The organism is Streptomyces poriferorum (assembly GCF_019399235.1).
GTDB classification, from domain to species: Bacteria; Actinomycetota; Actinomycetes; order Streptomycetales; family Streptomycetaceae; genus Streptomyces; species Streptomyces poriferorum.
Window position 1 is genome coordinate 1 of sequence record NZ_JAELVH010000568.1, and the last position, 1823, is coordinate 1823.

At 72.6% G+C, this 1823-nt stretch carries 2 protein-coding genes and 1 pseudogene; all 3 read left to right on the top strand.

Annotated features, from left to right (window positions below):
* Nucleotides 1-755: cytochrome P450 (locus JGS39_RS39685; RefSeq protein WP_219574612.1), on the top strand; the 755-nt coding region annotated here is incomplete at its 5' end.
* Between the two features lie 214 nt (nucleotides 756-969).
* Entirely contained in the window at nucleotides 970-1593 is a 624-nt protein-coding gene (locus JGS39_RS39690; protein ID WP_219574613.1) for a TIGR03086 family metal-binding protein, read from the top strand.
* Nucleotides 1594-1639: 46 nt separating this feature from the next.
* A pseudogene (locus JGS39_RS39695) lies at nucleotides 1640-1823 on the top strand (hypothetical protein); the annotation flags it as partial.

Consider the following 1823-nt stretch of genomic DNA (forward strand, 5'->3'; position numbering starts at 1 on the left):
GGCGGGCCGCCGCCGCGGTGAACGAGCTGTACGGGGTATGCGACCGGATCGTCGCCGAGCGGCGCAGCACCGGGGCCCCCCAGGGCGAGGACCTGCTGTCGCTGCTCGCCGCCGCCACGAACGAGGAGGACGGGGAGCTCGACGCCACCGAACTGCGCGACCAGATGCTGATCTTCCTGCTCGCCGGACACGAGTCGACGGCCACCTCGATGGCGTTCGCCCTGCATCTGCTGGCCACCCACCCGGAGATCCAGAGCCGGGCCCGCGACGAGATCGGGCGCGTCCTCGGCGACCGGACTCCCGAAGCCGCCGACTTCGACCGCCTCCCGTACCTCATGCGCGTGCTCAAGGAGGCGATGCGGCTCTACCCGGCGGCTCCCGTCACCGGCCGGCGCGCGGTCGCCGCGAGCGAGATCGGCGGCCACACCATCCCGGCGGGCGCCGACATCATGCTGGTCCCCTGGGCCACCCACCGTCACCCCCGTTACTGGCCGGACCCGGAGCGCTTCGACCCCGACCGCTTCACCCCGGAAGCGGAGGCGACCCGCCCGCGCTACGCCTACTTCCCCTTCGGCGGAGGCCCGCGCGCCTGCATCGGGCAGCACTTCTCGATGCTGGAGGCGGTGATCGCGCTGGCCATGGTCCTGCGGGCGTACGAGTTCGAGGCAGTGGACACCGATCTCGCGGTCGCCGCGGGGATCAGCCTCCGCGTAGCCGGTACGGCGCGCTGCCGGATCCGCCCCGTGGGTTCCTGACCTCTTCCGGCACCGCACCCGGGAGCGGCCGGCGCCCCGGCACCGGCCGCTCCCGTTCCCGGCCGGGAACCCTCCCCCGGCACCACGGCGGACGCTCGCCTCTCGCCGCTCCCGGACACACTAACTAAACGTACGGTCGTGCTATTGTTTTTCTGCTCGCGCACTCCACCGTGGGAGGCGGCTGCGCGCGCCCACACTCGCCGAAAGGATCCGTATGGACATCCGGAAGCTGGACCGAGCGGCCGTGCTGGAGACTCTGCGCATCCTGGAGCAGGCGGAGCCCGAGGACTGGGACCGGCCCACCCCGTGCACCGGCTGGACGCTGCGTCAACTGGTCGCCCATATGACGGCCCAGCACCACGGCTTCGCGGCCGCCGCCGCGGGAATCAGGACCGGCCTCGCCGCATGGCACCCCGGCGCACTCGGTGACGATCCACTGAAGACCTATCGCACCGCGGCCGAGGCGGCACTCGCGGCCTTCGCCGAACAGGCCGTACTCACCCGGGAGTTCAGCCTCCCCGAGATCAGCGACACCCGGAGCTTCCCCGCCACGGTCGCGATCGGGTTCCACTTCCTCGACCACGTGGTCCACGGCTGGGACCTGGCCCGGACCCTCGGTGTGAGTCTCGACCTGGACGAGGGAACCACCGAGGCCGCCCTGGTGATCGCCCTGCGCGTGCCGGACGACGAACGACGCCTCGGCCCGGACGCCCAGTTCCGCCCGGCCCTGCCCACCGCACCCGGCGCGCACCCGCTCGACCTGGTCCTGACCACGCTCGGGCGCTCGCCCGACTGGTCCGCCCCGGCCCGCCAGGGCCCTTCGGCGCACCACGACTGATCCGGCCCCCGCCCCGCACACACCCGACATCCACAGGGAGACACGCATGCTCGCCGACCTCAGAACGCATGTCGCACGCCGGCTCGGCCTGACCGAGGAAGAGGTGTTCGCCGGCCAGCCGCTCTCCGCCGTCCTGGTCGCCTCGCCGAGCGCCATCAACTCCATCGACCTGCTGGACGCGTTCGCCGGCGCGCTCGCCGACGTCGGTGTCGACGACGACGTCGAACTGC